This window comes from Streptomyces sp. NPDC087422 (assembly GCF_044744145.1).
In the GTDB taxonomy this organism is placed as follows: Bacteria; Actinomycetota; Actinomycetes; order Streptomycetales; family Streptomycetaceae; genus Actinacidiphila.
Genome location: NZ_JBIUXT010000003.1, coordinates 718,958 through 741,058, shown reverse-complemented (window position 1 = coordinate 741,058; position 22,101 = coordinate 718,958). Strand labels below are relative to the sequence as shown.

Annotated in this window: 19 protein-coding genes and 3 pseudogenes; 12 read left to right on the top strand and 10 right to left on the bottom strand. The window is 74.1% G+C overall.

Annotated features, from left to right (window positions below; genetic code table 11):
- The 6 genes and pseudogenes from ACIO6U_RS12915 (at nucleotide 1) to ACIO6U_RS12890 (ending at nucleotide 7,749) form a co-directional block, all read left to right on the top strand.
- The gene (locus ACIO6U_RS12915) at nucleotides 1-1,440 is read left to right on the top strand and encodes an O-antigen ligase family protein (protein ID WP_401718238.1); all 1,440 of its coding nucleotides are present in this window, start codon (nucleotides 1-3) and stop codon (nucleotides 1,438-1,440) included.
- Nucleotides 1,437-3,377, top strand: a complete 1,941-nt coding sequence (gene murJ / locus ACIO6U_RS12910; protein WP_401718235.1) for a murein biosynthesis integral membrane protein MurJ — start codon at nucleotides 1,437-1,439, stop codon at nucleotides 3,375-3,377. Before ACIO6U_RS12915 ends, murJ begins: the two co-directional genes overlap by 4 nt.
- 286 nt (nucleotides 3,378-3,663) lie before the next feature.
- A pseudogene (locus ACIO6U_RS12905) lies at nucleotides 3,664-4,347 on the top strand (polysaccharide deacetylase family protein); the annotation flags it as partial.
- A gap of 176 nt (nucleotides 4,348-4,523) precedes the next feature.
- Nucleotides 4,524-5,684, top strand: coding sequence for a glycosyltransferase (locus ACIO6U_RS12900; protein WP_401718233.1), 1,161 nt, complete (start codon nucleotides 4,524-4,526; stop codon nucleotides 5,682-5,684).
- Between the two features lie 8 nt (nucleotides 5,685-5,692).
- Entirely contained in the window at nucleotides 5,693-6,394 is a 702-nt protein-coding gene (locus ACIO6U_RS12895; protein ID WP_355336506.1) for a lipopolysaccharide biosynthesis protein, read from the top strand.
- Nucleotides 6,395-6,651: 257 nt separating this feature from the next.
- Nucleotides 6,652-7,749, top strand: a complete 1,098-nt coding sequence (locus ACIO6U_RS12890) for a GNAT family N-acetyltransferase (RefSeq protein ID WP_401718230.1) — start codon at nucleotides 6,652-6,654, stop codon at nucleotides 7,747-7,749.
- A gap of 720 nt (nucleotides 7,750-8,469) precedes the next feature.
- Here the strand turns inward: ACIO6U_RS12890 and ACIO6U_RS12885 are convergent.
- Nucleotides 8,470-9,744: pseudogene (locus ACIO6U_RS12885) on the bottom strand (glycosyl hydrolase); the annotation flags it as partial.
- Between the two features lie 386 nt (nucleotides 9,745-10,130).
- On the opposite strand from ACIO6U_RS12885, the gene ACIO6U_RS12880 reads away from it, so the two are divergent.
- Together ACIO6U_RS12880 and ACIO6U_RS12875 are read left to right on the top strand one after the other, a co-directional pair.
- Nucleotides 10,131-10,604, top strand: a complete 474-nt coding sequence (locus ACIO6U_RS12880; RefSeq protein WP_391042324.1) for a tyrosinase family oxidase copper chaperone — start codon at nucleotides 10,131-10,133, stop codon at nucleotides 10,602-10,604.
- Nucleotides 10,605-10,706: 102 nt separating this feature from the next.
- Entirely contained in the window at nucleotides 10,707-11,576 is an 870-nt protein-coding gene (locus ACIO6U_RS12875) for a tyrosinase family protein (RefSeq protein ID WP_355336509.1), read from the top strand.
- 141 nt (nucleotides 11,577-11,717) lie between these two features.
- Here ACIO6U_RS12875 and ACIO6U_RS12870 read toward each other — a convergent pair whose 3' ends face one another.
- Together ACIO6U_RS12870 and ACIO6U_RS12865 are read right to left on the bottom strand one after the other, a co-directional pair.
- Nucleotides 11,718-11,981: a chaplin gene (locus ACIO6U_RS12870; protein WP_188284466.1), complete on the bottom strand. Its 264-nt coding sequence runs from the start codon at nucleotides 11,979-11,981 to the stop codon at nucleotides 11,718-11,720.
- Nucleotides 11,982-12,223: 242 nt separating this feature from the next.
- The gene (locus ACIO6U_RS12865; RefSeq protein WP_355336510.1) at nucleotides 12,224-12,958 is read right to left on the bottom strand and encodes a hypothetical protein; all 735 of its coding nucleotides are present in this window, start codon (nucleotides 12,956-12,958) and stop codon (nucleotides 12,224-12,226) included.
- 288 nt (nucleotides 12,959-13,246) lie between these two features.
- On the opposite strand from ACIO6U_RS12865, the gene ACIO6U_RS12860 reads away from it, so the two are divergent.
- Nucleotides 13,247-13,750 (top strand): DUF5949 family protein, encoded by a 504-nt coding sequence (locus ACIO6U_RS12860; protein ID WP_355336511.1) that lies wholly within the window; start codon nucleotides 13,247-13,249, stop codon nucleotides 13,748-13,750.
- 124 nt (nucleotides 13,751-13,874) lie between these two features.
- Here the strand turns inward: ACIO6U_RS12860 and ACIO6U_RS12855 are convergent, their stop codons facing one another.
- Entirely contained in the window at nucleotides 13,875-14,147 is a 273-nt protein-coding gene (locus ACIO6U_RS12855; RefSeq protein ID WP_188284469.1) for a hypothetical protein, read from the bottom strand.
- A 254-nt stretch (nucleotides 14,148-14,401) separates the two neighbouring features.
- Between ACIO6U_RS12855 and ACIO6U_RS12850 the strand changes: the two genes are divergently transcribed.
- Nucleotides 14,402-15,484, top strand: a complete 1,083-nt coding sequence (locus ACIO6U_RS12850; RefSeq protein ID WP_401718225.1) for a hypothetical protein — start codon at nucleotides 14,402-14,404, stop codon at nucleotides 15,482-15,484.
- On the opposite strand, the gene ACIO6U_RS12845 is transcribed toward ACIO6U_RS12850, so the two are convergent.
- From ACIO6U_RS12845 to ACIO6U_RS12835, 3 genes and pseudogenes are all read right to left on the bottom strand, one after another.
- A complete protein-coding gene (locus ACIO6U_RS12845; RefSeq protein ID WP_355336513.1) occupies nucleotides 15,472-16,053 on the bottom strand; it encodes a hypothetical protein in 582 nt (193 codons plus the stop codon). The genes ACIO6U_RS12850 and ACIO6U_RS12845 overlap by 13 nt on opposite strands.
- Before the next feature lie 162 nt (nucleotides 16,054-16,215).
- A pseudogene (locus ACIO6U_RS12840) lies at nucleotides 16,216-16,608 on the bottom strand (DUF1992 domain-containing protein); the annotation flags it as partial.
- 48 nt (nucleotides 16,609-16,656) lie between these two features.
- The gene (locus ACIO6U_RS12835; protein WP_355336514.1) at nucleotides 16,657-18,327 is read right to left on the bottom strand and encodes a SpoIIE family protein phosphatase; all 1,671 of its coding nucleotides are present in this window, start codon (nucleotides 18,325-18,327) and stop codon (nucleotides 16,657-16,659) included.
- A 223-nt stretch (nucleotides 18,328-18,550) separates the two neighbouring features.
- Between ACIO6U_RS12835 and ACIO6U_RS12830 the strand changes: the two genes are divergently transcribed.
- Entirely contained in the window at nucleotides 18,551-19,636 is a 1,086-nt protein-coding gene (locus ACIO6U_RS12830) for an alpha/beta fold hydrolase (RefSeq protein ID WP_401718222.1), read from the top strand.
- 12 nt (nucleotides 19,637-19,648) lie between these two features.
- On the opposite strand, the gene ACIO6U_RS12825 is transcribed toward ACIO6U_RS12830, so the two are convergent.
- From ACIO6U_RS12825 to ACIO6U_RS12815, 3 genes are read right to left on the bottom strand one after another with little or no spacing between them, the layout of a single operon-like run.
- Nucleotides 19,649-20,083, bottom strand: coding sequence for a DUF5994 family protein (locus ACIO6U_RS12825; RefSeq protein ID WP_355336516.1), 435 nt, complete (start codon nucleotides 20,081-20,083; stop codon nucleotides 19,649-19,651).
- Nucleotides 20,080-20,763, bottom strand: a complete 684-nt coding sequence (locus tag ACIO6U_RS12820) for a hypothetical protein (protein ID WP_401718219.1) — start codon at nucleotides 20,761-20,763, stop codon at nucleotides 20,080-20,082. The genes ACIO6U_RS12825 and ACIO6U_RS12820 overlap by 4 nt, the downstream gene beginning before the upstream one ends.
- Nucleotides 20,763-21,338 carry a DUF5994 family protein gene (locus tag ACIO6U_RS12815; RefSeq protein ID WP_401718216.1) on the bottom strand — a complete coding sequence of 192 codons (576 nt, stop codon included), beginning with the start codon at nucleotides 21,336-21,338 and terminating at the stop codon, nucleotides 20,763-20,765. The genes ACIO6U_RS12820 and ACIO6U_RS12815 overlap by 1 nt, the downstream gene beginning before the upstream one ends.
- A 216-nt stretch (nucleotides 21,339-21,554) precedes the next feature.
- On the opposite strand from ACIO6U_RS12815, the gene ACIO6U_RS12810 reads away from it, so the two are divergent.
- Complete coding sequence (locus ACIO6U_RS12810) at nucleotides 21,555-22,076, top strand: GNAT family N-acetyltransferase (RefSeq protein WP_355336519.1); 522 nt, start codon at nucleotides 21,555-21,557, stop codon at nucleotides 22,074-22,076.
- Nucleotides 22,077-22,101 lie beyond the last annotated feature (25 nt).

Genomic DNA, 22,101 nt, shown 5'->3' with positions numbered 1-22,101 from the left:
ATGGCCACGATCGCCACGCCCGCGCCCGCGCGAAACACCGCGCCCGCGCACCGAGCCGAACGCGCCCCTCGTATCCCCCCGGGCCTCGCCCGATACCGCTGGCTGGCACCGCTGTTGCCCGCCCTGGCGACCGTGCTGCTGCTCGCGGCGCCGGTCAGCACGGGCGACGTCAGCACCTCGGGCAAGGTCACCCCGGCCGACGCCGCCTCCGCCGTACTCATCCTGACCGTCGCCGTACGGCTGCTGCGCGACCGGGCACGGCCGCTGACCGCGACCGCCGCGGTGGTGCTGGGCGCGCCCGTCGTCGGCTTCGCGCTGTCCGCGATGACCTCGGTCGACCCGGCGGCCGGACTCGCCGGATTCCTGCGCTACGCCCAGGTGTTCGTGCTGGTGCCCGCCTCGCTGGTGCTGCTGCTGCGCGACCGGCGGGACTTCGCGGTGGTGGCGGGAGCCGTCGTCGCGGTCGCCCTCGTCCAGGGCGCGATCGGCGTGTGGCAGTACGCGACCGCGACCGGCGCCTCCTACATGGGCGAGGACATCAGGGCGGTCGGCACCTTCGGCCCCTCGGACATCATGGGGATGGCGACGGTCGTCGCGTACGGCCTGGTCATCGCCACCGGCTGCGCGCTCGTACCGGCCGCGGCGGGCGCGCCCCGCTGGCTGCGCCCCGCCGCGCTGGCCTGCGCGGCGGCGCTGCTCGTACCGCTGGCGGTGTCCTTCAGCCGCGGTACGTGGATCGCCACGGCCGTCACGTGCGCGGCGATGATCGTGCTGTCGGGACGGCGTCAGGCGCTGCGCGTCTTCGGCGTACTGACCGCCTCCGCCGTGCTGTTGGTCGGCGGGCTCGGCGTGGGCTCGCAGATGATCGGGCAGCGGGTCAGCAGCATCACGCAGGTCACCGCGGACCCGGACCCCTCGGTCACCGACCGGTACACGCTGTGGGCCGCCGCCGTCAGCATGTGGCGCCAGCACCCGGCGACCGGCGTCGGCCTCAAGCGCTTCCCCGACGAGCGCGACGGGCACGCCTCGCTCGCGCTGTCGTCGGGCAGCGACACGGCGGGGGCCGGGCAGCGCTTCACCCGTGAACCGCTGCTGTCGCCGCACAACATGTATCTGCTCGCGCTCAGCGAGCAGGGCCTGATCGGCTTCGCTCTCCTCGTCGGCGGCTGGGCCGCCTTCCTCACCCGCGGCACCGACCGTCTGCTGCGCGCCCGCCGCGCGGGCAACCGCGCACCGGGCGCCGCCGCGAGCGGACTGGCCGCCGTCGGGCTGCTGATCTGGCAGTGCGTCGACTTCCTCTACGCGGACATCGGCGGGCCCTCCACCGTGCTGACCGCGGTGCTGCTCGGCCTGACGGCCTGGTGGGCGCTGTCGCCCGCGGCGGACGCCGCTGCCGACGCGGACCTCGGCGCCGACGCCACGGACGGCCGCCGCCGATGACCGCGAGTGCGGCGACCGCCGCCCACGAGGACGACGCGCCGACCGGCCGTACGCTCCGGGCCCCGGACCCGGCTCCTGGCGACGGCGACACCAACGGCAACGGAGCCAGAAGCGGCGTCGACACCGGCGTCGAATCCGGCCCGAGCTCCGGCTCCGGCTCCGGTTCCAGTTCCGGCTCCGGTTCCGGTTCCGGGGGCGACCGGGGGTCGAAGGGCCTCGCGCGGGCCGCCCTGGTCACCGCCGTGCTGTCGGTGGCCGGTTCCGTGCTGGGGCTGGTGCGCGACCAGGCCATCGCCCACCTCTTCGGAGCGGGGGCGGCCAGCGACGCGTTCCTCGTGTCGTGGACGGTCCCGGAGCTGGCGGCGACCGTCCTGATCGAGGACGCGATGGCGCTGCTGCTCGTACCGGCCTTCGCCGCCGCCCTCAGCAGGCGGGCGGACGGAAGGGCGGCCGACGGCCGGGCGGCGCGGACGGGCGATCCCGTACGGGCCCTGCTGGCCGCCACTTTGCCGCGGCTGACGCTGCTGCTGGCCGCCGTCGGAGCCGCCATCGCGGTGGCCGCGCCCCTCGTGGTCGACGTGCTCGCGCCCGGACTGACCGACCACCGCCTCGCGGTGGACTGCACGCGGCTGACCGCCGTGACGGTCTTCACCTTCGGCCTCGCCGGGTACCTGAGCGCCGCGCTGCGCGCCCACCGCCGCTTCCTGCCGCCCGCCGCGATCTACGTGGCGTACAACGTCGGCATCATCGGCACGCTGTTCGCGCTGCACGCCCACTGGGGCGCGCGGGCCGCAGCGGCCGGTGTCGCGGTCGGCGGCCTGCTGATGGTGCTCATCCAACTGCCCGCGTTTCTGGCCGAGTTGCGCACCGGGCGGCAGACCGTACCGGCGAAGACCGCGGCCATTCCCGAACAGCCGCAGCGCGAGGGGCAGTTGAGGAACGCGGGCCGGTCCGGGCCCGAAGCGCTCTCCCTGGCACGCGAATCCGCCCCGGCAGGCGGCCGAGCGAGCGCCGGAGCCCGCTCCCACCGGGCCCCCCGCGTCCGGACCGGCCCCCAACTCCCCACGCGGCCGAAGGCGTCCCGGCTCGGCCTCGCCCTGGTCGCGCCCGTCATCTTCTTCACCGTCAGCCGCCAGGCCCAGGTGCTGATCGAGCGGTTCTTCGCCGCGCCCCTGCCGTCGGGCGCGATCTCGCACCTCAACTACGCGCAGAAAGTGGCGCAGATGCCGATGGTGCTGTCGGTGATGATCTGCACGGTCACCTTCCCCGTCGTCTCGCAGGCGCTCGCCCGCGGCGACCGGGAGCGGGCCAGACGGCAGGTGCAGCGCGACCTGACGGTGGTGTGCGTCGTGGTGCTGCTCGGCACCGCCTTCATCATCGGCTGCGCCCCGCAGATCATCCAGGTGCTCTTCCAGCGCGGCGCGTTCGACGCCTCCGACACCGCGGCGACGGCCGCCGTGATGCGGGTGTACGCGCTCGGGCTGCTCGGCCAGAGCCTGGTGGGCGCGCTCATCAGGCCGTACTTCTCGGCCGCCCGGCCGACCTGGTACCCGGCCGCCGCCATGTCCGCGGGCCTGCTCGTCACGATCGGCGCCGACGCGGCGACGGTCGGCGCGTGGGGCGCGTACGGCATCGCGGCGGGCAACGCCGCCGGGATCACCGTGACCGCCGGACTGCTGGTCCGCGGCCTCGCGGCGCACACCATCGCGATCGGCGCACGCCAACTCCTCACCGGCGTAGGCCGGATCACGCTTGCCGCGGCGGTGGCCACCGTCGCCGGCTGGGGCCTCGGATCCCTGATCCCCGATCCGCTGGCCGCGACGGCGGTGTGCTGCATCGCCGTGCCCGTCACCTTCGCCGCGGCGGCCGCCGCGGTGCGGGTGCCGGAGGTTCCGCACCTGCTCGCCACAGCGAAACGAAGGCTGTCCCATGCCTAGTTCGAACGCCATGCCCGGCTCCGCGCCGGAATCCGTCCTCCGATTCGTACGCAGGCCGTCCCCCGGCCCGGCCCCCGAATCCGCGCCCGTGTCCCCCAGCGGCCCGGCCTCGGTACGCACCACCGCGCGGACGACCGCGTTCCGCCCGTCGCCCGTGCGCGTCTCCGGCGCCCGCTCCGGCTCAGGACCCGTCCCAGGTCCCCGGCCCGACAGCGCCGCCGACCGGGCCCGCGCGCACAGCGCCGCGCGCAGCCGCAGGCGGCAGGCCGCGCTGCCGTGGACGCTGATGTACCACTCGGTGGGCGACTGCCGGGACGACCCGTATCTGGTGACCGTCTCGCCCGAAAGGCTCGGCCGCCAACTGGAGTGGCTGCGCCGCAGGGGCCTGACCGGCGTCGGCGTCGGCGAGTTGATGCGCGCCCACGCAGCCGGACGCGCGAGCCGCATGGTCGGGCTGACCTTCGACGACGGCTACGCCGACTTCCTGGAGTACGCCGTCCCGCTGCTGCTCCGGTACGGCCACACCGCGACGGTCTTCGTGCTGCCCGGCAGGCTCGGCGGCGTCAACGCCTGGGACGAACAGGGCCCGCGCAAGCCGCTGTTGACCGCCGACGGCATCCGCGCGGCGGCGGCGGCCGGGATGGAGGTCGGCTCGCACGGCCTGCTGCACCTGGACCTCACCGCGGTCGACGAGGACGAGCTGACCGTCGAACTCACCGAGAGCCGCGAGCTGTTGCGGGAGATCACCGGCCACGAGCCCGACGGCTTCTGCTACCCGTACGGCGCGACCGACGCCCGCACGGTGGCCGCCGCCCGCAGCGCCGGTTACCGCTACGCGTGCTCGGTCGACCCCGGCCCGCTCGCCGGGACGTTCGCGCTGCCGCGCGCGTACGTCGGCCAACGGGACGCGGCGGGACGGCTGAACGCCAAGCGGCTGCTGCACAAGCTGCGGACGGCGACGGCCGCCGGAGGGCCGCCCGCCGCGCCCGCGCCGACGCCCGTGCCGGGAGACGGGATCAGCGTCCTGCCCGGCGGGCGGGACGGCGGGCAGTCAGGCGGGCGGGACGGCGGCCGGTCCGGCGTTCGGGACGGCGCGCCGTCCGGCCCGGGGTCCGGCCGGGGGACGGCCGCTCCGGAGGAGCCCAGGTGAAGGTCCTGCACGTCATCACCGGTCTGGGCATCGGCGGCGCGGAGCAGCAACTGCGGCTGCTCGTACGCCACCTGCCCGCCTCCTGCGAGAGCGAGGTGATCACCCTCACCAACCCCGGCCCGGTCGCGGACGCGCTGCGCGCCGACGGCGTACGCGTCACGCACCTGGGCATGACCGGCAACCGCGACCTGTCCGCGCTGCCCCGGCTCACCCGGCAGATCAGGGCGGGCCGGTACGACGTCGTGCACACCCACCTCTACCGCGCGTGCGTCTACGGCCGCCTCGCCGCACGGCTGGCCGGGGTGCGTACGGTCGTGGCCACCGAGCACTCGCTCGGCGACTCCCAGATCGAGGGCCGCCCGCTCACCCGTGGCACCCGCGCGCTGTACCGGGCCACCGAACGGCTGGGCGTGGCCACCGTCGCCGTCTCCTCGACGGTCGCGCGCAGGCTGCGCGAGTGGGGCGTGCCCGACCCGCGTATCCACCTGGTGCCCAACGGCATCGACCCGGCCCGCTTCCGTTTCGACCCGGCGGTGCGCGCCGCCGCGCGGGCCCAACTCGGTCTGCCCGAGCGGGCGTTCGTCATCGGCGGGGTCGGCAGGCTCGTACCGGGCAAGAACTTCGACACCGTCATCCGCGCGCTGGCCGGTGTCCCGGGCGCCCATCTCCTCGTCGCGGGCACCGGGCCCGAGCACGACGCCCTGCTGCGGCTGGCCCGTTCGACCGGCGTCGCGCCGCGCGTGCATCTGGTGGGCGCGGCGGGCGGGGACGACGGCAGCGGTGTCATGCCCGACATGCCCGCGCTGCTGGCCGCGATGGACGTCTTCGTGTCCGCGTCGCGCGAGGAGTCCTTCGGGCTCGCCATGGTCGAGGCGCTGGCGGCCGGGCTGCCGGTGCTGCACACCGCGTGCCCCGCGATCGAGGACCTGCCGCCGGACAGCGCGCCCGGCGCCCGCCGGATCGGCACCGGCCCGCGGGACCTCGTCTCCGCGCTCCACGCCCAACAGGGCGCGGGCGTACGGCGGTTGCCGGTGCCCGCCGCCGTCGACAGCTACCACATCGCCCACACCGCCGACCGCGTGATGCGGCTGTACGCAACGGCAACCACATCCGCATCCGCATCCGCCACCGGCGTGGGGCCGGGACAGAAGAAATGAGACCGCTCATGCAGGACACCGCAGTGCAGGAGAAGGCCGCGATCCGCGACGAGGGCCGCGCCCCCGCGGGCAGGCAGGGGCGCGGGCGCCGCGCTTCGTGGCGGACGCCGCCGCGCTGGCTGCCGCTGCCCCTGTGTTTGGGCATCGGCCTCGCGGGCGGCCTCGGTTACGGCCTGACGGCGGCCCCGCAGTACGCCGCCACCAGCTACGTCATCGTGGTGCCGCAGCACGGCGACGCGACGACCACCACCGGTTTCGCGCAGGCGTACGGGCGGGTCGTCACCGGTTCCGCGGTGCTCGCGGGGGCGCAGGCCGCGTCCGGGATGGCGGTGGACGACCTCAAGGGCAGCGTGCAGGCCGCGACCTCGCCCGACGCGCCGATGATCTCGATCACGGGGACGGCCCGGCGCGGGGCGACCGCCGCGAAGGTCGCCAACGCCGTGGCCGATTCGCTGGCCGCGACCGGCAACCGCAACGCCGGCAGCACCGGCGTCCGCCTGCTGGTCTTCTCCCCCGCCACCGCCCCGACCTCTCCCTCCTCGCCCTCCACCGCCCTGTCCGCGGCGGTCGGCGCGAGCGCGGGCGGCCTGCTCGGCGCCCTCTTCCTCCTGGTCCGCCCCCGCTCCCGCCGCGAGCCCGCCTACGGCGCCTCCCTCCCGGCCCCCACCCCGGGCCACGCCCCGACAGCGATCCCCAGGGAATCCGTATGACCACCCCCGCCGCCCACCCCCGGCCCACGCCCGAGACCCCCCCGAAGACCCCGCCCACCTCCGGGCCTGCGACGACCCCGATGGCTGCGCCCGCGCCAGCGCAGGCACCGCGAGCGACCACCGGCAGCACGGGCGGCAACGCGGCCGGACGCGTATCCGAACCGCGAAACGCCCCCGGCGCCGACATCGGCGCACCGGACGGGGACGGGGGCGGGCTCAGGGTGGAGGTGTGCCGGGACGGCGAGGCGTTCGGGGGGATGGCCGCGCAGTGGGGGCGGTTGTACGGGCGGTGCGGGGCGGCGACGCCGTTCCAGAGTCACGCGTGGCTGTATTCGTGGTGGCTGTCGTACGGCAGGCGCGGGCGGCTGCGGGTCGTGGTGGTGCGGCGGGGCGAGGAGTTGGTCGCGGCGGCGCCGTTGATGGTGACGTACCGGCCGGTGCCGGTGCTGGTGGCGCTCGGCGGGGCGATCACGGACTACGCGGACGTGCTGGTGGACGACGCGGATCCGGCGTACGCGGCGGCGTTGACCGGGGCGCTGCGGCGGTTGGCACGGACGGCGGTGATCGACCTGCGCGAGGTACGGCCGGGCGCGGCGGCCGAGCGGGTGTACGGCGCGTGGCGCGGCCCGCGCAAGGACCTGGAGGACTCGGTCTGCCTGGAGCTGCCTGGCCTGCCGATGGACGGCCTGATCGCGAGGGTCGGCAGCTCGCGCGGCCAGCGCATCCGCTCGCAGTTGCGCAAGCTGGACGCGGCGGGCGTCGAGGAACGCGCGGTGCGCGCGCACGAGGTGGCGCCCGCCGTCGAGACGATGCTGCGGCTGCACCTGCTCCAGTGGCAGGGCCGAGGGGTCACCCCCGAGCACGTACGCCCGCGCTTCGCCGAGCACCTGACCCGCGCCGCGCGGCTGATGGTGGCGAGCGGCGACGCGGCGGTCACCGAGTTCAGCCTCGGCGGCGAGGTGGTGGCCGCGAATCTCACCGTGCTCTGCCCGAGCCTGGCGGGCGGCTACCTCTACGGCGCGCACCCGGACCTGCGCACCACCAAGGTCGACGTCACGACGCTGCTGATGCGGCACGGCGTCCGGCAGACCCAGGACGGCGGCCGGGCCGCCCTCAGCCTGCTGCGCGGCGCGGAGCCGCACAAATTCCACTGGCGCCCCGACCACCTCGCCAACCGCCGCCTGCTGCTGACCACCCGCCCGCTGGCCGTCGTCCTCCACAGCCGCGTCGCCCTGGCCGCCGCCCGCACCCGCCTGGCCGCGACCGCCAAGCGCCGCCTGCCGGTGCTGCGCGCCTGGCGGGCCGGGCTGAACGACCGGCTCGCCAGGCGCGGCGGCAAGGCTCACGGCGCCTGAGCCGCCCTGCGTCAGGGCGCGTAAGCCGCCCTGCGGCTAGCCGGCCGGCGGCGTCGGGCTCGTCGCGGGCGCGGCCTCCTGCACCGACTCCGGCTTCACGGCGGACGTGGCCGTCGGCGGCAACGTGGGTGTCGGTGTCGTCGGCACGGCCGGAGTCGGCACCTCAGGCGTCGGCGACTCGGACGTCGGCGCGGTCGGCGTCGGCGTCGGCGTCGGCGAACCAGGCGTCGGCGAACCGAGTGTCGACGCGCTCGGCGTCGGCGTCGCCGTCTGCTCCCCCGGCGCCTTCGGTTGCAGCTTGATGCAGACCTGACCGCTGGCGTACTGCTTCTGCATCTCCTCGCTGAGCTGGAGCGGCAGGCACGCCTCCACCACGGGCGGCAGCGGCGAGGGCCCGGCCTGCGGCACCGGCGTCGGGCCCGGCGTGACGGCCGGAAGCAGAGTCGGTACGGCCACGGGTGTGAGCGCCGGGGTCGGCGTCACGGGCGGCAGCACGCTGGGCGTCGGGCTCGCGCTCGGGCTGACCGCCGGGCTCGGCGACAGGTCGGGGGACGGCGACACCGAGGGCGTCGTCGGCGCGGTCGGAGTCGGGCTCGGCGACAGCGACGGCTCCGGGGTGAGCGTGCCGCTCGGCGTCGGCGTCACCGTGGGCGTGTCCGTAGGCGTCGGGGTCTCGGTCGGCGTCGCGGACGGGCTGACCGAGGGGGTCGGCGTATCCGTGGGCGTCGGCGTCACCGTAGGCGTATCCGTGGGCGTCGGCGTGACGGTCGGCGTGTCCGTGGGAGTCGGAGTGCCGGTCGGCGTCGGGGTCTCCGTAGGCGTCGGAGTCTCCGAAGGCGTGGGCGTATCCGTGGGCGTCGGCGTCTCCGAAGGAGCAGGCGCCGGCTTCAGGTCGAACAGCGCGTTGCGATACACCTTCGAGGACTTCGGGTTCTCCGTGCACTGCCACACGCCGTGCGGGCAGTAGTCGGTGATGGTCTGGTACACCGGCTGGTGGTCGTTGATCCACTGGAGCATCTGCCGCATGTAGTCGGGGTTGTCGCCGTTCCTGAACAGGCCCCACTCCGGGTACGAGATCTCCTTGCCGTGCAGGTCGGCGAAGTCGACCTGCGCCTGGAGCCCGTACGCCTCGTTGACCTGGTCGTAGAAGGTCTCGCCGGGCGGCTGGTCGTAGGAGTCCATGCCGACGATGTCGACGGTCGCGTCACCGGGGTAGCACTCGGTCCAGCCGATGGCGTCCTGGCCGCGGTTGGGCGTGAAGTCGAAGCGGAAGCGCTGGCCGGGGACGGCGCGCATGGCCTTGACGATCCGGTTCCAGTACGTCTTCCAGCCGGACGGGTCGGGCCCGCAGCGGTGGGTGTACGTGGTGCCGTTCATCTCCCAGCCGAGGACGATCACGGTGTCGGGCACGCCGAGGTCGACCAGCCGGTGGGCGAGCCGGGTGAAGTGGCCGTCGAAGTCGCCGCGCGCGCCCTCCTGGATCAGTTCGCGTACGTCGCGGTCGGGGACGCGGTCCTCGTTGTGCTCCTGCATCGGCACGTTGAGGACGAAGAGCCGGTCGGGCTTCGCGCGTTTCCAGGCGGCCCACGGCTGGAGCAGCCCGCCGCTGCCCTCGATGCCGGACCAGTCGTCACCGGGCAGATACGTATGGCCGACCGTCGCCTCCGTACCGCCGAGCCAGGATTCCAGCGCCCCGATCCGTGCTACGCCCTCGGCGCCGGAGTCGGTGAAGGCGCCCATGGGGGCGTACGAGGCGCGCGGCGGGGGCGTGGGCGTGGACCCGGAAGCACCGGCGGGACCGTTCGAGCCGTCAGGGCCCTCAGGGCCGTCAGGGCCCTCAGGGCCGTTCGATCCGCTGGCGCCGCTCGATCCGTTGACGCCGTCCGGGCCGCCCGGTCCCGTGGCGCCCTCCGCGCCGACGGCACCGGCGAGCGCGGTGACCAGGCGGCGGCCCGCGCCCGGCGGGTCACCCGCGATGCCGGACAGTCCTGACACGATCAAGGCGGCCGACACGAATCCGACGCCCGCACCCGTCAGCCACTGGCGTCGGTTGGCCATGGTCACTCCTCGTTCGCTGTCCGCTGTGCGTGGTGCGTGGTGCGGTGACCGCCGTGCGACCGCACGGAAATCGGACTCCTAACGATCAGTCATAACGTATGAGTAATAAGCGCGCCCCCTGACGTAGACCAAAAGCGGTTCCCACGACAGTTCCTACCCGGCCTCAAACAACCTGGCGGTCCGTCAATACCGGCACCGGGCCGATCGCGATATCACTCGGGCGGATGAAATTCCTTGCATCGCCCACCGATTATCCGGGTGACTCACCCCTACGGCGGCATGATGAGCCGCGGAAACGGCCGGAGGAGAGGAGTGTGTCGGACATGAGCGAAGCCATCGAGAACGGCAGCGGAAAACACTCACGACCCCGGGTGGCGACGCGACGGCGGTTGATCAGGCGCGGCATCACGACCGTGGCCGCCGTATCGGGGACCACCGCGGCGCTGCGTCCGATGCTGGCCGCGAGGCAGTCGGACACCGCGGTCGCCGAGCCCGCCGCCGGGTACGACACCGCCGCCGCCGGGTACGAGCCCGCTCCGGTGCCGGGCGCGGGGGCCGCCCTCTTCGACGAGGTCTACCGCGGGCGCCGCATCCAGGGGTTCAGCTCCGCGCGGGACAGCGGCGTCGACATCCGGATCGACGGGCGCCCGCTGCACGTGATGCGGCGCGTGGACGGCAGCTTCATCAGCATGGCCAACCACTACCAGCCCTTCCCCACCGCCCTCGGCACCGCCCGCGGCGCGGTCGACGTGCTCGGCCGCGCCCAGCTGTCCACGACCGCGGAGCACCACCACTGAGCGCCGTCCACGGGCGCCCGCACTGAGCGCCACCACTGAGCGCGGCACCACGCGCCACCACTGACGGCTGAGCGCCGTACGACCGCCGAGGGGTCAGTTCCTGTGTACACGCGAATGAATCAGCGGCATCTGACCAGCAGCCAACGCTCCCGGTTCGTCGAGGCCGTGCTGGAGCTCAAGCGTGTGGGCGGCTACGACAAGTACGTCATCACGCACGGCAAGTACTTCGCCGCCGACGGCGAGAGCGGGCTGCGGGTCGCCCACATGGCGCCGACCTTCTTCCCCTGGCACCGCCGGTTCCTGCTCCAGTTCGAGGCCGATCTCCAGATGTTCGACCCGGGCGTCACCATCCCGTACTGGGACTGGACGTACGACAACGCGCAGAGCTCTTCTCTGTGGGGCCCGGACTTCATGGGCGGCAACGGCCGCGACAGCGACGGCCAGGTGATGACGGGCCCGTTCGCGTACCAGACCGGCGACTGGCCGATCAATTACGGGGTCACGCAGGAGAAGTACCTGACCCGCAACATGGGGCGGCCCGACCGGCCGATCGTGCTGCCGACGAAGGCGGAGCTGGACAATGCGCTCGCGATGCCGGTCTACGACGTCGCGCCGTGGAACTCCGCCCCGTCCACCAAGGGCTTCAGGAACAAGATCGAGGGCTGGACGGTCAGCGACACCAAGGGCGGCTACCTGCACAACCGGGTCCACCAGTGGGTCGGCGGCCACATGATCGGCGGCACCTCGCCGAACGACCCGGTGTTCTGGATGCACCACGCCTTCCTCGACCTGGTGTGGATCCGCTGGCAGCGGCTGCACCCGAAGTCGGCGTACCTGCCGTCCATGCCGCTGTCGGCCAAGGACCCCGAGCACGGCCGCGTGATCAGCAGCAACGAGCTGATGCCGCCGTGGAACGAGAAGCCGTCGGACTACTTCGACCACCGCTCGTTCTACCGCTACGAGGAGAGCTGACGCGCTCGCGCCGCGGGTGACGGGCCGCAGGTGACGGGCCGCGGGTGACAGGCGGAGGGAAACGCGCCGAGGGTGACGGGCCGAGGGAAAAGAAAACGGCCTCCCGCACACAAGGTGACGGGAGGCCGCGGTGGCGCGGAATTACCACTCGCCGCCGTCGTGCCCGGAGACGTTGGCGCACTGGTTGCCGAACGCCGGGTTCAGCAGGCCGATGACGTCGACGGTGTTACCGCAGACGTTGACCGGGACGTGCACGGGCACCTGGATGAGGTTGCCGGACAGCACACCCGGCGAACCGACAGCGGCACCCTGCGCGCCGGAGTCGGCAACAGCCATACCGGCGCCGGCGGCCAGAACGGCACCCGCCGCGGCGGTGACGGCCGCCGCCTTTGCGATACGCGACATCAAGATCTCCCTGAGACGAAACCCAACCGCAAATACCTGCGGCGTTGACGCTGTGCGCAACGGGGGGAGATCACGAATAGTCACGCATGTTGGGCTGAATCGGTGACGGCGTATCAAAATAGGCCGAAGGGGTGAGCGCGGTTCGCGCTCACCCCTTCGGGTGTCACATCCGGCCGGAGCACGGCTCGAAGCGCCGCTCAGGAACCCTGTGAACCACGGCTCCGGCTACGCCCGGCGCTCGGTCAGAGCGGCAGGCCGGGGGCCGAAGGGAGGCCGCCGGGCAGCGACGGGAGGGCGGGCAGACCGGGCAGGTTCGGCGCCGGCAGGCCACCGCCGAGGACGGTGGCGACGACGACGTTGACCAGGCCGGTGACGACGGCCGTGGCGGCGGTCAGCAGCCCCGCCGGGTCACCGGCCGTGGACGCCTTGACCAGGTTGTCGACGGCCGTCTGGAGCGCGGTGAGGGCGTCGGCCTTCAGGTCCCGCGTGGCGGACGGCTTCGCCGACGGCTGCGTGGCGACCTTGCCCGAGGGGCTGCCGAGGCTCGGCACCGCGGGGGCGGCGGGAGCGGCGGGAAGAGCCGGGGCGGCAGGAGCCGCGGGAGCCGCCGGGGCAGCGGGAGCCGCAGGGGCGGCGGGAGCGGCGGGGACGGCCGGCGCGGCGGCCTTCGCCGCGTCGATCGCCGACTTGGCCCCGGCGGCGTCGGCGGTGATGGTCTCGGGCTTGACGGTGCCGGGCTTGGCGAGCACGTCCTGGACCAGTTTCGTGACCGGGGTGAGCACGCCTGCCACGTCTCCCAGTGACTTGGCCTGCGCGAGCAGCGCGGTCGCGTCCGGCGCGGCCGGTGCCGTCACGGTGCCCGCGGGCTTGGTGTCTGCGGGAGTGGCGGCAGCGGCGGTCGTCGTGAGCGCGCCGCCGGCGATGGTGGCGACGAGCGCGGAGGCGACGACCACGCCGGTGATCCGGTGGGTACGCATGGAAAACAGTTCCCTTCGGTGGTGAACAGCTACGCCACCACCGTGAAAAGCAGACGGTATTACCGCAACTGCTGAGAATGGCCGCCGCCCACGAGGGTGGCGGCGCGAACTGTGTGAACTGCGGATTTCCTGTTTTCAACCGCTGCCGATCCACATCACCCTGATGGGCCGTTAGGGTACGTACGCGCGGCCGACTTCTCCCCTAACGGAGGAATCCGGGAGCCTCGGGTCGCCCGCGGAGGTGATATCCGCCCCGGCCGGGCTCTCCCGGCGGTTAGGGTCCGGCGCATGAGCCAGACCAATACCGCCCTGAATTCCGCCCTCCAGCGCCGACTCGGCACCCTCGTGGTGATTCCGTGGGCCGGTGAACACCACGAGGACGGCCGCGACATGCCGTTCCTGATGGCCTATTCGCTCGGTGACGGGCCGGACGGCCCGGAGTCGGGGCAGGAGGCGGCGCTGGCCGTCGCGGAGGAGGTCGGGCTGCCGGTCGGCGGCGCGATCCTCGACGTCAAGCAGGCGCCGAACGTCCCGGTGAAGGTGCTGGTCGAGGGCGGCAAGGCCGTGCTGACGATGCCGTACCTGCACGCCGCGTGCCCGGTGCCCGAGCAGTGGGTGGCCGCGGCGCAGGACCGGGGCGCGGTGTACTTCATCCTCGCCACCCGCCCGTGGCCCGAGGCCAAGCCGGGCACCCCGGTGACCGAGGAGACCCTCCAGGGCTTCGCCGGGGACACCGACGTCCTGGGCACCGCCGCGCACTGCCTGGTGCCGGTGGGCACCCTCAAGGGTTAGAGCCCGACACTCGCGCGCAGGGGCGCCCCGCCGGACCGGAGAAGTCCCGCGGGGCGCCCCTGCGTGTGGTGGGTCTGTGCCTACGCGCCCGCACGCGTCCCGTGCGTACGGCGTTTGGCTCGGGTCAGTGGACCAGGTCGTTGGCGGCGGTGACCGCGTCGGTGCCCGCCTGGGCGACGTTCTTCACGTCCTGGACCTTCTGGTCGACCTTGTAGTCGCCGAGCACGCTGGCGGTGGCGCCCTTGGCCTGCTCGCCCGCGGCGCTCGCGGTGATCGCGGTGCTGCTCAGGGTGGAGCCCAGGTCGGCGGACTGCTCGGCGGCCATGGCGGCGGGGGCGCCCGCCGCGATCAGGAAGGAACCGGCGGCGGCAGTGGTGAGGATTCGGCTTACGTTCATGATCGATACAACGCGCGAACCGCCCGCAGGGCACGCGGACCGTACCGGTCCTGGTCGGCGCGGGACCGCGGGCCCTCCCGCCGCGCGCGCCCCCGCTGTTGCACTGGCGTGACAACGGCAGCACAGGAGACGGACGTTGCGGGAGCACTCTTTGTGTCACCGGCACGAACAGCCGGAGCCGGCCGGAACAGCGGGACACCGCCGCGAGCGGCCGGAGAACGCCGCACCGCATCCGTTCCTGGGGGGAACCCGATATGTCCGTTCGTGCCCGTGGCCGTCGCAGCACCGCCGCCGCCATCGCGCTCACCGCCGGGATCACGGCGGGTGCCGCCCTGCTCCTGTCGGCCTGCGGCCCCACGGACGGCACCGCCTCCGACCCGGCGCCCTCGGCGACGAGCGGCGCGAGCGGTCAGCCCACCCCCAGCGGGAAGGGCGGCAGCGGCGGCACCGGGGAGAACGCGGGGGACGACGGCGCCAACGGCTCGGGGGCCAGCCCGGTGGGCAGCAGCACCAAGCTCAACGGCACCGCGCACTCCGGTCTGACCATCAGCGACGGCACCCGCTATGTCGTCATGAACGGCACCCGGGTGGACTTCGGCACCGAGGTCCGCGACCTGGCCTGGTCGCCGAACGGCGCGAAGGCCGCCTTCATCGACGGCGACGGCGACCTGGCGGTCAGCGACCCCGACGGCAGCGGACGCGTGATCGTGGCCAGGAACCCGGGCGACCAGAACTGGTCGCACCCGACCTGGCAGGTGCGCGCGAAGGACCCGCAGAACGGCCTTCCCGCCCTCGACAACATCCTCTTCACCGGCCGCCGGGGCGGCACCGCCCGGCTGTACGGCGTCCCGGCCACCGCGCACGGCGGCACGCCCAAGGTGCTGAGCCTGAACCACGAGTCGGACGAGAACGTGAAGCCGCTGCCCCAGACCGGCAACGTATGGCCCAGCTCGGCGGGGAAGTACGGCACCGCCGTCTACGCCAACACCGGCGACGGCAACGTCTACATCCGCGACGACTACCTGCGGCAGCAGGGTTACGCGCTCACCCCGGGGTCCGAGCCCGCCATCGGGCCGACCGAGGACGACGGCATCGTCTTCGTCCGGTCCGTCGGGGGCCACGACCACCTGTTCCTGGAGACGCCCCACGACGGCGCGCCCGTGTACAAGGACCTGACCCCGCAGGCGACCACCGACTACACCGAGCCCGCCTTCGAGCCGAACGGCAGGACGGTCGTGGCCCGTACGCCCAACGGCATCGTGCGGCTGCCCGTGGACGGCTCGCAGGCGCCGGTCAAGGTCTCCGACTACGTCGGGCTCCCGGCCTACCGCGCCTGAGCCAACTCGGCCCGCAGCGCCTCCAGGTGGGCGTCGGCGGTGTCGTGCGGCAGGAACTCCACCACGTCGACGAAGCGGAACAGCACCTGTGACGAGGTGACCGCGAACTCGTAGTCGGCGAAACCGACGACGGCGCCCAGCGTGCCGCGCACCGCGCCCCGGACGACATGAGCGGTCATGTCGTCCGGGTTCCGCGCGTCCAGGCCGCGCCGCGCGTTGGGCCGCGCCAGGTACGGGCAGACCATCGAGGCGTAGAGCATGCAGGCGCGGTGGCCGGGCCCTTCGAGGGTCGGCGCGAGATTGCGGTACGGTCGCCCGGCCGCCAGCGCCTCGCCGATCGCGGCGCTCTCGGAACCGCCCACCACCCGCCACACCGGGCCGCGCGGCATCAGCGTGTCGCACACCGAACACAGCCGCTGCCGGGCGCAGTTGGCGCTGCGGTCGTAGTCGGTCAGCGCGAACTGCGGCTGGTCGTCCTGCCACGGGGTGATCGCGGGCACCGGGTAGCCGCGCGGGTCGCGGGGCCTGACCTCGACGGTCGGCGGCATCGGCACGGAGTCAAAGCGCACGGCCCATCCCTATCAGGCGGAACGGTCCCTGCGGAACAGCCGTCCGAACCCCGTCCGCCGCCCGCCCCTGCCGGAATCGGTATCGGTATCGCTAGCGGCGGCCGTACCCGTACCCGTATCCGTATCCGTATCCGCGCTGTCGTCCGTGCCCGTATCGACGGCCCGCGCCGCGTGCCAGTCCGCCACGACCTTCTCGACGTCGAACAGGCCGAGGTTGAGGGGCGGTCCCTCCGGGGGGCGGCGCAGGGCCTCGCGGATGCGGTCGTTGATCTCGGTGAGGATCTGCCGCACCTGCCGTTCGGAGCGCGCCCGCGCTATCGCGGCCGTCGCGTCCTCCGCCGCCTTGCGCAGCACGAGCGTCGGCGGCAGCGCGGACAGGCCCTCGCGGTGCATCTTGCCCTTGATCCACCACAAGTCGTCATACGGGGTGTCCAGCGAGGCCAACGGCTTTCCCGCGCCCGGCAGTTCGGCGAAGTCGCCGCGCTGCTCCGCCTCGCGGATCTGCTTGTCCACCCACGTCTCGAAGGAGACACCGGCGGGTTTGCGGTCGGTCATACCTCGCTCCTCACGTGGGCGCACGCAGCGGATGGCGTACGTACCAGGTTACGGCCGCGCCCGCGCGGCCAGCAGGGCGACGTCGTCCTCGGCGGCGGAGGGCGCCAGGCGGTGCACGATCCGGGCCAGGAGCGCGTCCAGCGGTTCACCGTCGGGCGGGAGGACGAGCGAGGCCAGCCGGGCGAGCGAGGCGTCGATGTCCTCGGTACGGCGTTCCACCAGCCCGTCGGTGTAGAGCAGCAGCGTCTCCCCCGCGCGCCACGGCACGTACACCGTCTCGTACGTGCCCCGCAGGTCCGCGCCGAGCGGCGGTCCCGGCGGTACGGCGAGCAGCCGGACACGGCCGTCGGGGGTGACGACGGCGGGCGGGAGGTGGCCCGCGCTGGCGAAGAAGCAGCCGCCGCGCGCCGGGTCGGCGAGGCCCAGCAGGCAGGTGCCCGGCCGCTGGGCGCCCGCGGCGGCCAGCAGCGCGTCCATCCGGCGCAGGACGCGGTCCGGCGCGTCGCCCTCACCCGCGACCACGCGCAGCATCGAGCGGTAGTGGCTCATCTCGACGGCCGCCTCGACGCCGTGCCCCATCACGTCGCCCATGGCCAGCAGCGTCACGCCGCCGGGCAGCGCCAGGGTGTCGAACCAGTCGCCGCCGACCAGGTCGGTTGCGCCCGCCGGAAGATAGCGGGTGGCCACCTCGACCCCGGGGTGCGGGGCGCCGGGCGTGGCCAGCAGGGCGCGCTGCAACTCCACCGCGATGCCGTGCTCGCGGGTGTAGCGGCGGGCGTTGTCGAGGCTGATCGCGGCCCGGTCGGCCAGCGCGCGGGCGATGGCGGTGTCCTCGTCGTCGAAGCCGGGCGAGGTCCCGGCCCTGATCAGCGTGACCGTGCCGATCCGGTCGCCGCGGGCGCTCAGCGGCACGACCAGCACGGAGTGGATGCCCGCGGCGCGGTAGGCGGCGACCCGCTCGGCGTTCGGCGCGGAGTGGGCGATCTCCTCGTCGCGCGGCAGATTCTGCACCACGGGACGCCCGGTCTCCAGGCAGGTCGGGATCGCCGAGCCGCGCTGGTAGACCACGTACTCCCCCGGCGTCCCGAAGATCCGCACCCGCTCGCGCAGCGCGGGCCGCGCGGCCATCGCGGCCCTGCGCAGCCGCAGCGCGCCGTCCGGCGGGGGACGGCGGCGGGCGCGCGGGCCGCTGTCCAGCACCTCGACGGTGGCGGTGTCCGCGATCACCTCGACCAGCAGGTCGGCCAGTTCCTGGCAGGTCGGGTCCATCTCCAGCGTGGAGCCGATCCGGACGGCCGCCGCGTCGAGCAGCAGCAGCCGCTCCTTGGCCCGTTCCAGCTCGCGCTGCGCCTCGTGGTCCTCGCTGACCTCGATGATCACCGCGCCGATCCCGCCCACCCCGCCGTCCCGGCCCTGGAGCCGGTGGTACGTGCACTGCCAGTAGCGCGTGGTGTGCGGCGAATCGGCCCGGGTCTGGCCGCTGGAGAGCAGCTCGCGCGGTGTGCCGTCGGCGAGCACCATCCGCAGGACGCCCTCGCCCACGTCCACGCCCGGCACCGTCTCGGCGATGGTCCTGCCGATGTGCGCGGCCGCTTCGACGCCGTTCATCCGGGCGAGCGCCGGATTGACGTACCGGTAGCGCAGGTCGGGGCCGAGTACGGCGACACCCGCCGCCGTCCCCTCCAGCAGCGCGCGCCACAGCGACTCATCCGCGTTCACCTGTTCCACAGTGCACGCAGGGTCGCGGGGCCGCGAATCGGGACGGCGGAGGGGCCGCGCGGCGGCCGGTCCTACGGGGTCCGGGGGTCCGGGGATTCGGGGTCCGGAGAGGCTCGGCGGGGTCGGGGGGTCGGGGCGCGGGCTGATATAACAGCGCTGTTAGATTAGCCGCCCGGCGCTTCGACGGTTGAGGCGTCGCGCCCGTCGAGAGGAACGGACCGCCATGACCGAGGCGCAGCGGAGCCACCCGCCGATCGAGCCGTACGACCGGGGCATGCTCGATGTCGGCGACGGGAACCTCGTGTACTGGGAGACCTGCGGCAACCCCGAGGGCAAGCCGGCGCTCGTCGTGCACGGCGGCCCCGGCTCGGGGTGCAGGCCGTCGCACCGGCAGGACTTCGACCCGGAGCGGTACCGGGCGGTGCTGTTCGACCAGCGCGGCTGCGGGCGCAGTACGCCGCACGCGAGCGACCCGGCGACCGACCTCACCCACAACACCACCGACCACCTGATCGCCGACATGGAACGCCTGCGCGTCCACCTCGGCATCGACCGCTGGCTGCTGACGGGCGGCTCCTGGGGCTCGACGCTGATCCTGGCGTACGCGCAGCGGCACCCCGAGCGGGTCTCGGAGATCGTCATCAACGGCGTCACGACCACCCGCAGAGGGGAGATCGACTGGCTCTACCGGGGCGTCGGCCGCTTCTTCCCCGAACAGTGGGCGGCCTTCCGCGCGGCGGCCGGTCCGGCGTCCGACGGCACGGGGTCACGCACGGCGCCCGGCACGGCGTCCGGCATAGCGACCGGCACGGGGTCACGTACGGCGCCCGGCATAGCGACCGGCATGGCGTCCGATACGGCGGGCGGCATCGCGGGCGGGCTCGTCGCCGCGTACGCGCGCCTCACCGAGGACCCCGATCCGGCCGTACGGGCCAGGGCCACCGCCGACTGGTGCGCGTGGGAGGACGCGGTGCTCTCCCTGGAGCCCAGCGGCTCCGCCCGCCCGTACAGCGACCGCCCCTCCGCCGCCCGGCTCGCCATGGTCCGGATCTGCGCCCGCTACTTCTCGCACGGCGCCTGGCTCGAAGAGGGCGCCCTCCTGCGCGACGCGCCCCTGCTGCGGGGCATCCCCGCCACCCTGCTCCACGGCCGCCTCGACCTCAGCTCGCCGCTCGACACCGCCTGGCACCTCGCCGCCGCCTGGCCGCAGGCCACCCTCACCGTCGTGGACGACGCGGGCCACAAGGGCAGCGCCACGATGTCCCGCCATGTACGGGACGCGCTGGACGGGTACGCGCGAGCGGTCTAGGGGCGGGCCCGGTCAGCCGCGTACGGGGACCGTCGAGGTGGTGAGGAGCTGACGGGCCTGGCGCTCCGGGGTCTCGGGCGGGACGACGAGCAGGTCGCAGCGGCCGACGCCCCGGCAGAGCAGGCACACCGAGTCGCGGTGGCCGGTGGTGGTGGAGCGGTGGATACGGAGGGTGTGACCGCCGAGCAGCAGGGCGGAGGGCCCGTCGAGCCAGTTCGCCGCGTCGAGGGTGATGTCGGTGATCCGGCCCCAGCGGCCGTTCAACGCGGCGAGCAGCGGCGGCAGTTCCTTGGTCACGTCACGGGTCCGCGGCCACCAGGCGCCGTCGATCCGTACGGGGCTGCCGCCCGGGTGGATCAGGGACAGCCGGGCGGGCGGCCCGTCCCAGACCGGCAGGGCGCAGGCGGGCAGCGGCGGCGGTGTCTCGGTCGCGGTGGTGATCGTCATGGTGTCGGCCTGTCTCCGGACGGTTCGTCCGGGGTGGTGGGTGGTGCCAAGCGCGTGTTCGGGGCGGGCCGCGGCGGGCGGGGCGGCGACGGCGGACGTACGGGCGGCGGTACGTCGGCGGCGGCGGTCCCCTCGGTGACGTCCGTGCCTCGGCTGACGTCCGGGTCCTGGGCGGTGTCCGGGTCCTGGGCGGCCTCGGTGACGCCGGTCACGCCCGTGACCTCGGCCGTCCCGGTGCCGTCCCGTACGCGCTCCTCGCCGCCGACCAGGCGGAGCTGGAAGGGGCCCGCGTCGGGGAAGTGGACGGTGTCCACGGTCAGCCGCAGCCGGGTGCCGCCGTCCTCGTCCACCACCGGGCGGCCCGGCGGCGGCTGCTCGGTCGCGGCGAAGCGGAAGCGCAGCACCTGCGCGATCCTGCGGGCCGCCTCCGGGGTCGCGGCCACGATGCTGACCTCGGCGAAGCCGGGCGCGGGCAGCGCCCGCTCCGCGCCGCCGGAGCCGGAGCCGGAGCCGGAGCCCGAGCCCGAGCCGGTGGCCGCCGCCGCGTCCCGCCCCGCGTCGTCGCGCCCGGCCCCGGTACGGCCCCGCGGCGGCCCGGCCGTACCCGCCATGCGCGGATCGGCCCCCGTCCCCGCACCGGCCGCGCGCGGCTCACCCGACTCGTTCTCGCGCGGGGGCATCAGGCCGCCCGCTCCGGCCGGGCCAGCCCCGCGGGACCGCCCTCGGCCTCCCAGGCGGCGTCCGCGCCGCGGTCGGGGTCGGCCTGGGCCATCAATTCGCTCGCGGTACGGACATTGGCCGGGTCCGCCGCCGCCGCCATAAGCCGGGCCGCCGTCGCCGCCGGAGTCTGCGGCGGGACGATCAGCAGATCCCAGCGGCCCGTACGGTACGAGAGCACCAGCAGCTTGTGCGGGTCCTGCTCCTCGACGAACCAGCCGACATGCACCACGTGCCCGGCGACCGGCACCTTCTTCGGCACGGTCGGCCAGTACAGGGGGTTGACGGTGACCCGGGTGATCCGTCCCCACAGCAGGTCCAACGCGCCGACCAGGGACGGCAGTTCGAGGGAGAGGTCACGGGACTTGGGCCACCAGGCGCCGTCCAGCGGCCCCGGTCCGTGGCCGAGCTCGGCCGAACCGATCCGCAGGGCGCTGACGCCGGGCGACAGCGAGAGCCGCGGCGCGGGGGGCGCGGGAGGGGGCCGCGGGGCCGTACGGACCGCCGAGGGGTGTGCGGAATCCTGAGAGGAGAGCATGGAACAAATCCGTCCACGGGCCCGCTGGAACGGGTCCGGCACCGTCGCTCACCGCGAACGACGCCGACTTGAGTGCCGGTGTACGGAATGCCCTCGGTCCGTTCACCCTACTCCGTCCGGGGTGTCTGGGACGATGATGGAAGGTCACCGTTCCGGACCGCCGGGACACGGGGCCGATGGGGGAGGGAACACGTGGCCGAGGTCTTCACGCGCCGCATGTCCAGATGGCAGGCGGAGCAGCAGCGCGAGGCCGTCGCGGATGTCTACGTCGAGGCGTACCGAGGTGTGCCGGGCCAGGAATTCCACGACCGGGAGGATTTCCTGGGGCGCTTCGCCGAGGCCACGCAGCGGCCCGGCTTCGACATGATCGTGGCCAGCGAGCGGCGGCTGACCGGGGTCGCGTACGGCTACGTCCTCGACCGCGCCGACGGCTGGTGGCGGGACTTCACGGTCGCGGGCACCGACGGCGCGGGGCCCGACGGCACGGACATCGAGGAGCTCACCGCCTCGGGACAGGTCTTCGCGCTCGCCGAGCTGATGGTCGTGCCCGCCTACCGCAGGCAGGGCATCGCGACCGGTCTGCTCGACCAGCTCCTGCTGCGCAGCGACGCGGCCCTCGTCACCGTCCTCACCGCGCCCGACGCCGACGCCGTCCACGCCCTGCGCGCCTGGGAGTGGACCTACCTCGGCGACACCCACGGCCCCCGCCAGGCATGGAGCCGCCCGCTGCGCCCGTGAGCGTCGCCGCCGCCATGTCCCCTGG